At 52.5% G+C, this 7,032-nt stretch carries 10 protein-coding genes; 3 read left to right on the top strand and 7 right to left on the bottom strand.

Features of this window, described 5'->3' with window-relative positions; all coding sequences use genetic code 11:
- Both RDV48_26035 and RDV48_26030 read left to right on the top strand, forming a co-directional pair.
- Positions 1 to 871: hypothetical protein (locus RDV48_26035; GenBank protein MDQ7826289.1), on the top strand; the 871-nt coding region annotated here is incomplete at its 5' end.
- Positions 872 to 1,039: 168 nt separating this feature from the next.
- On the top strand, positions 1,040 to 1,435 hold the full coding sequence (locus RDV48_26030; protein MDQ7826288.1) for a helix-turn-helix transcriptional regulator: 396 nt from the start codon (positions 1,040 to 1,042) through the stop codon (positions 1,433 to 1,435).
- Here the strand turns inward: RDV48_26030 and RDV48_26025 are convergent.
- From RDV48_26025 to RDV48_26000, 6 genes are all read right to left on the bottom strand, one after another.
- Positions 1,432 to 1,644 (bottom strand): hypothetical protein, encoded by a 213-nt coding sequence (locus RDV48_26025; GenBank protein ID MDQ7826287.1) that lies wholly within the window; start codon positions 1,642 to 1,644, stop codon positions 1,432 to 1,434. The genes RDV48_26030 and RDV48_26025 overlap by 4 nt on opposite strands.
- Complete coding sequence (locus RDV48_26020) at positions 1,644 to 1,802, bottom strand: hypothetical protein (protein MDQ7826286.1); 159 nt, start codon at positions 1,800 to 1,802, stop codon at positions 1,644 to 1,646. The genes RDV48_26025 and RDV48_26020 overlap by 1 nt, the downstream gene beginning before the upstream one ends.
- 12 nt (positions 1,803 to 1,814) lie before the next feature.
- Positions 1,815 to 2,726, bottom strand: coding sequence for a hypothetical protein (locus RDV48_26015; GenBank protein MDQ7826285.1), 912 nt, complete (start codon positions 2,724 to 2,726; stop codon positions 1,815 to 1,817).
- 51 nt (positions 2,727 to 2,777) lie between these two features.
- A complete protein-coding gene (locus RDV48_26010) occupies positions 2,778 to 3,710 on the bottom strand; it encodes an SPOR domain-containing protein (GenBank protein MDQ7826284.1) in 933 nt (310 codons plus the stop codon).
- Positions 3,711 to 3,905: 195 nt separating this feature from the next.
- On the bottom strand, positions 3,906 to 4,637 hold the full coding sequence (locus tag RDV48_26005; GenBank protein ID MDQ7826283.1) for a ComF family protein: 732 nt from the start codon (positions 4,635 to 4,637) through the stop codon (positions 3,906 to 3,908).
- Entirely contained in the window at positions 4,618 to 5,373 is a 756-nt protein-coding gene (locus tag RDV48_26000; GenBank protein MDQ7826282.1) for a WecB/TagA/CpsF family glycosyltransferase, read from the bottom strand. Before RDV48_26000 ends, RDV48_26005 begins: the two co-directional genes overlap by 20 nt.
- 154 nt (positions 5,374 to 5,527) lie before the next feature.
- Between RDV48_26000 and RDV48_25995 the strand changes: the two genes are divergently transcribed.
- On the top strand, positions 5,528 to 5,791 hold the full coding sequence (locus tag RDV48_25995; GenBank protein MDQ7826281.1) for a hypothetical protein: 264 nt from the start codon (positions 5,528 to 5,530) through the stop codon (positions 5,789 to 5,791).
- 6 nt (positions 5,792 to 5,797) lie between these two features.
- Here RDV48_25995 and RDV48_25990 read toward each other — a convergent pair whose 3' ends face one another.
- Positions 5,798 to 7,021, bottom strand: a complete 1,224-nt coding sequence (locus RDV48_25990; GenBank protein ID MDQ7826280.1) for an ATP-binding protein — start codon at positions 7,019 to 7,021, stop codon at positions 5,798 to 5,800.
- Positions 7,022 to 7,032: the final 11 nt, after the last annotated feature.

Here is a 7,032-nt window from a genome sequence, read left to right as displayed (position 1 = left end):
ATTCCAGGAGAGAATCATAGAGCTTGAGAATATGATAGAGAGCCAGAAGAAGGACACTGAGAAAATTCGGGCCTCAGAAGGAGATGCGGGCGCCGCGGCCGTGAGATTCCAGGAGAGAATCATAGAGCTTGAGAATATGATAGAGAGCCAGAAGAAGGACGCTGAGAAAATTCGGGCCTCGGTGGAGGCAGAAGGTAGTTCTGCTTCACTGCATGCGGAGCTGGAAGAAAAGGAGGAGTTAATAAAATACTATATGGAAAGGGAAAAACAGTTACTAGAAGCGATTCAGAACCAGCAGCAGCAGCTGCAGGCCTCATCTTCATCTGAGTCAGGAAGCGGAGGTGCAGGTGCGGGATACCTGGAGAAAGGCTTCACGATCTTGAGAAAACTGGAGCACGAGCTTATAAAGCGCGAAGAATTCACTGAAGCGCTTTTCGGGAGGGTAGCCAAGGTCAAGGAGACCATAACCCATCTTGAGCAGGAGCTGCTTGCCCTCCCCACACACGAGGATATTGACAACAAAATAAAAGCCCTCATGGCTGAAAGCAGCGCCCAGCTCGAAGATCTCACCGGTGTCAATGTCTCTTACGAGACCATCCTTGAGGGGATAAAGACCACTATGGATAAATCACTCGCCCTTGACTCCAAGCTTTCCGGTGAGCAGGAAGCCATTCTGCTGCAGAGAAAAGGAATGGTCCAGAGATTTGAGTACCTCCATTCCAACCTGGACAACATGATGAAGACCGTAAAAGAAAAAGAGGAGAAGCTTAACTCTGCCAGGTCATTCTTTGAGGCGAAATACCAGGAATGGAAGGCCCAGGACGAAGCAAGAAAGAAAGAGATGGAAAACCTCTTCGGCATGATAAGCTAGGAGAAGCGGTTTGCTCCCTTCCCTGGCTTGCGTTCCACCTGAGAGGTAGGGTATAATATTAAAGAGATAGAGAGAGCGGGGGCATACACCACTATAGAGAAAAGCCCCCGTAAGAGAAGGCAGTTTTATCATTCTTCTCTAATTGAATTTGAGAAAGGTGATGTACTTGTGAGAAACCAAGCCTGGGCTAACTATATAAAAGAGAAGAGAAGACTGAAGCATCTGACAAGGAGAAAACTTGCCGAGCTGGCAAAAATTGATCCAAGCTATGTAACCCTTATTGAAAGAGACGGCTATATACCGAGAAGAGATAAGGTCCTGGAGATAGCGAAGGCGCTGGAAGTGGAAAACAACCAGATCCTTCTGATGGCAGGCTATGCCCCCGAGGGGATACAGGTGAAGGAGTTTCTGCAGAAAATAGACAGCATGAAATTCGAACAGACATTCGACGAGGAAATGCTGCTGGTGCTGAAAGAGATAAGCGCCTTACCCCCGAAAGAGCAGAAAAAAGTCGCGCAGATGATCACGGCTTATGTGAATGTCATAAAGGAAAAGACTTCTTAGGTCTCTTTTTTCCACTCTTCCCAGTACTCGCATGTGACGGGCTTTTCATCAATAGATTCAGGGACCGGTGCCATAAGATAGTATTCCTTGGTTCTTGTTCTGTATACTTCACATTCAAAAAGGGTATATTCCGTGTCTATAATATACTCAAACTCTCTTCCCTGGTCCAGAACCTTCAGATGTCGGCAGGTGGCGCACACTTTGATCATCAGTGGTAGTTTTTCAGATCATCTGACAGTGTTTCCAGAATCTTCTTTATACGCTCGCTGATCTTGATTTTCTGCTCATGATCCGCTCTTTTCTGATGAAGATCATCGAGCTTCTCATAAAGGCTCTTTAATTCTTTAAGCATCTGTTCCCTGTTCATTGCGCCCCCCTTTCAGGCCTGCAATTGTTTGAAGCCCCGCACAATGTCTGCTGCCGTTTTTATATCATTCTCGCGGAGGGACTCATTTTTTTCCCCCTCGCCCATCCTCATATATTCCAGGAAGGTGGTCCTGAGAGGCGCTGCTCCCGCTGAGAGGGCAGAGAGCGGCACAAGGCTGAGAGTCTGTTCCCCAAGTGCGGGAGGGGAATGGACCATGATTGCTGCGGGGACTTCCCGGGTGCCGTCAAAGACAGTGCCGGCATAGATCCCTTTTCTGGGAGCCGCTCTTTCCTTCGGCAGAGTGCACTTTACAAGGGTGCCGCCAGGCAGGCTCTCGAAGTGCTCCCCTTTTATCTGGAGGGAGTAAAACCTTCCCAGCATCTCCTGGACTTTTCCCATCTGCCCTGCCAGAAGGGTGTTCCTGACAAGAGTGCTGCTTATCATATCCGCAGCGAGCGAGACAGGGGAGACGGTGTGGACTTCAAAGCCAAGAGACCTGCCCATCAGGGAAAGGCTCTCTCCGTCGCCGCCTTTTGCCCTGCCGAAGCGGTAATTGGGCCCTATAAAAATGGCTTTTGCACCGAGCTTTCCCACAAGGATTTCAGTGACAAACACCTCATGGGCAATGCTGCCGAATGCGGCATCAAAATCGGTCCAGATGAAATAATCAAGGCCGAGAGCTTCCATGAGGGACTGGCGCTCCTCGAAAGAGGAGAGAAGAAGGGGGGTGTTCTCAGGAGAGATAACGGTAAGAGGGTGGGAACGGAAGGTGAAGACTGCGCTTTTTGTGCCCCGCCGCCTGCCATCATCGACTGTCCTTGCCAGGATCTTCTGGTGCCCCAGGTGCACTCCGTCAAAAAAACCGAGCGAGAGAGATGTCTTCAATGAGGAAGGCATAAGTGCGTCAAGACGAAGAGATTTCAAGTGATACCTCGTTTAGGAGCCGGAGCCAGGGAGCCGGGGGGCCCCCCGGTTTCACCTTGAGATGATTATCGCGTCGAAGCCGTCCTGTTTCAGCTTGCCGGCCTGTTCCTGGGCCTTGCCTGGGCTTCCGACATTATCCAACTTTACCTTGTAGAACTCGCGGTCACCATCTTTCACTTTTTCAATCTTTGCCGAATAACCCTTTTTCTTGAGCTCATCAACCATCTTGTCAGCATTGTCTGACCTGGAGAATGAGCCCATCTGGAGGTCATAATTTGCCGGCTTTGATTCATCCTTCTTCTTCTTATCCGATGCCGCTTCTTCCCTGGGATTCCTGGACGGCGCAACAGAAGGCGATGCTGATGCCGCCGGCATTGGTGTTTTCACCGTCGCTTTCACCGTCGCGGAAGGCATCGCCGCTGGTGTTGAAGATTGACTGGGCTTTTCCCGGGGCTTTGTCTCCTTGTCAGGATTGCTGAGCGTTGACCGCGGAGGCTCAGGAGACTCCTCAGGCTTTTCCTTTGTCGGTTCCGGAGATGGCCTCACCGTGGTACTTCCGGGAGTCTCAGTCTTTTCCACGGTGCCTGCAGGGGCCGCTGACGGCTCCTGCACAGGGTTGTATTCCCGGGGGGAAGCTCCCAGGGTGCGGATTGACTGATCATCGATTCCAGGGATGGGATCATCGATGTTGCGGAAATCGGGGATAGTGACCTCCGAGGGCACTCCGTCATCCTTTTTCCGGTCCTTTTCCTGGCCGTCATTGTCCACAATGGTCTTCCAGGTCCTTGGCTTTTCTGCAGCGGTGTTTTCCGCCACATTCAGCGACTTCCGGGAGAGTATCTTGGTGTCGGCAAAATAATGGCCTGCCCAGCTCCCTGCCACAAGGGAAATCCACACAATGACTATAGTGACAATGAGCACCTTCATCCAGAAAGTGTCCTTCTCTACGGGAGTCTGTGTCATCTTCTTTTTCTTGTCGTCCATCGAGCATAGCCCCTTTCATTCTTTGATGAAAGAAAAATAAATAATAATGAAGGAGGGTACATTCAGACAGTGGATTTCTATGGGCCGTGAATTATTCCTTCCGGGGACGGACTCTTTTTTCTGCCGATGCCTGGGAATACAAAAAAAGAGTCTGTCCCTGATCAAAACCTGCATAGAGTCCAGGGGACTGAAGCATCAGGAATGCAAGATGTCCCTGTGGCGGTGGGGGAGGGTGCGGGCCAGGGTCAGGCAGAAGACTCCCAGGGCGCCGCCTTGTTTCAGGGTGGCGGCGCATTCCTCCAGTGTAGCCCCGGTGGTCATGATGTCATCTATCAGCAGCACGGTTGCCCCTTTCAAGGCATTGCCATCAATAAGCTCAAAGCTTCCGCTCACAGTAAGGAACCTTTCTTTCCGCGCCAGTTTCTTCAATGACGAGGTCTCCCTTTTTTTTCGCAGTATATCCTGCCTGATAGGGATATGGAGGGCTTCAGAGATCGGTGCGGCGAGGAGAAAGGCCTGGTTGAAGCCGCGCTGCTTCTCTCCGGCCTGAGAGAGAGGCACGGGGACAAGGCAGTCTATCCTGGGAAGGCCCCCTTCCTGCTGCAGTCTCTTCATCATGAGAAGCGCCAGGATCGGCGCCAGGTCCTGATTGTGGCGAAATTTCAACGATATGACGGCTTTTCTTGTGACACCCTCATAGGAACAGGCTGACATAGCTTTTTCATAGGAAGGGTTCCTGATACTGCAGTCATCGCAGAGACCGGCCTGCTCCATGGGGATGCCGCACCTGCGGCAGAAGGGGGGAGAAAGGTATTCGCTGCGGGAAAAGCAGCTGACACAGAGGGACTGATCACTGATTTTTCCACAGGCACAGCAGTGGCGGGGAAAGACAAGGTCAAGGAGCCCTTCAAGAAAAGCCTTTAACATTTTCATCACCGGGGGCTTTGCTGCAGAAAAGTATTTTAAGGGCAAAGACAGGGAGAACGGTCATCCTTTTCCAGCGCCACGGCTCCTTGTAAAGGCGGTAGAGCCATTCAAGGCCCAGACTGATCATCCAGCGGGGAGAGCGGCTTATCTTTCCTGAGAGCACGTCAAAGCTTCCCCCTACGCCTATTCCCACGGGAACACCGAGCTCCTCCCTGTGGCGCCAGAACCAGAGCTCCTGCCTTGGTGAGCCGAGGGCTATGAAGAGGATATCGGGCTTTGCCTCCTTGATGAGTCTGATCACCGGCCCGTCGTCCTTGAAAAAACCGTGGTGGATTCCGGCGACGGGCATCTCGGGGTATTTTTTCCGGAGTTCCTCAACGGCAGCCTCGGCAGTCCCTTCGGCGGCGCCGAGGAAGAAGAGGCGCCACCCCTTCTCATACGAAAGTGCCGCCAGGCGGTCGAGTATCTCTATGCCTGCTACTTTCTCTGATAGGGGCTTCTCCATGCGCTTTGAAGCCCATATTATGCCCACGGCGTCGGCGCACACGAGGTGGGCAGCGTTGAGAACCTCAAGGAATTCTTTGTTTTTCTGGGCTGCCATTACCATCTCGGTGCCCAGGGTCACTACAAGGTGAGATGATCGCTCCTCGATGAACCCGCCGATTGCCGCCAGTGTCTCCTCCAGGCTTACCCTGTGGACCTTCACGCCGAGTATGTCCATTGATTGGAGTTCCATAGGGAGATACTTTCTCCCTGGCTGCCCATTTCCCTTTCAGGAATCGGAATCGTGGAGCCGGGAGGAGGATTTTGGGCCCTGCCCGCGAATCTCTCCCCGATTAAGATTACCGCGACAGTCCCTTCTCAATCAATAATTGAAAGAGGAGGGCACCATGATTTTTTTCTGCAAGACAGGGCTTCTTGTGCTCCAGGACAATGAAGGAGTCCTTCATTATTTTGATCCGTCCAACTCCCTCAAGGAAGTGGCAAAATACGTCTGGGCAAAGAACTCATTGAAGAGCTACCAGAACGAGAGTAATCAGCCGGAGGGCAGGAAGGCGCGAGTCGAGTATATAGAGCCGCCGGTCCGTCCCGAGCACCGGCTGAGAAGCGTGTCCCGCCTGCTTGACGACCATTACTACCAGGAAGTCTCGTAGGCCTTATCAGTATTCCTCGTCTTTGTTCCACAGCTCATCGAGGGGCATCGTTATCATGAAGGTGCTCCCCTTGCCCAGGCAGCTCTCGACAGAGATGGAGCCGCCATGGGCTTCGACAATGTATTTGGCGATGGCGAGTCCCAGGCCTCTTCCGCCTGATTTTTCCGATATGCCCTGGTCCACACGGTAGAACCTCTCGAAAATCCTGTCCTTTTCCGTCTCGGGGATCCCGAAGCCTTCGTCAATTACGCTGATGGCCACTTCTTTCCTGTCGGTGGTCATCCTCACTGTCACCACGCCGCCGCTGTGTGAATACTTGATGGCATTGTCGATAAGGTTGATGAGGACCTGCCTGAGCCTGTCCTCGTCAGCGTTTATGAGGGGAATTTCACCGGGGAGCTCAGCCTTGATGGTGATATTTGATTTTCTTGCATAAGGATGGATGACGCTCACAATCTCATTGAGGACCTTCACGAGGTCGCTCTCCTTGCACCGCATCTGCACCTGCCTCGCGTCAATCATCGAAAGGTCAAGCAGGTCGTTGATGAGCCTTTCAAGGCGGTGGGCCTCGTCGTTGATGATCTTGAGAAACTTCCTGCAAAGCTCCTCGTCGCTCATTGCGCCTTCAAGCAGGGTCTCGGCGTAGCCCTTGATGCAGGTGAGAGGCGTGCGAAGCTCATGGGATATGTTTGAGATAAGGTTCACCATGACTTTTTCCAGATGCGCCCTGAGGGTGGCCTCCTTGTGGGCCTCGTAGATGACCTTGTCCACTTCCAGCGAAGAGTCCGGGATCACTACGGCAAAGCCTGAGTGAAAATATATCTGGTCGGATATGCCCAGCCGCGTACCCTTCTCCCTGATGATATTCTGCATTTTCTGCAGTATTCTCGAGGTGATGAGCTTCAGGTCGTTGGTCGCGAAACGGAGCTTGCGCCGGGGGGGAGAGAAGAGGAAGAGTATGAAGCGCGTCGGAGACTGGGAGCCTACGGCCACGAGGTCGTCCTCGCGGTAAAGCTTCCCCCGCTGCTGCGCCATCGTTTTCCCCAGGTTCCTGATGAGCTTGTTGCACACCTCGATGCCGTATTTCTCCTGGAGCTCGTTGAAATCAACCAGGTCAAAGAAGATGTAGCCGATCTCCTTCCTGATGCAGAGCTCCTCCTGGATGCGCGGGTAAACTGAGTTCAGAAAGGGAAGGCCTGTAAGCCTGTCAAGCTGCGTCTTCTTCTTCATGGGAATCCCTT

The organism is Candidatus Eremiobacterota bacterium, assembly GCA_031082125.1.
Classification (GTDB): Bacteria; Vulcanimicrobiota; CADAWZ01; order CADAWZ01; family Ess09-12; genus Ess09-12.
The sequence above is the reverse complement of the archived record's forward strand: the minus strand, read 5'-3'. Positions and strand labels throughout refer to the sequence as shown.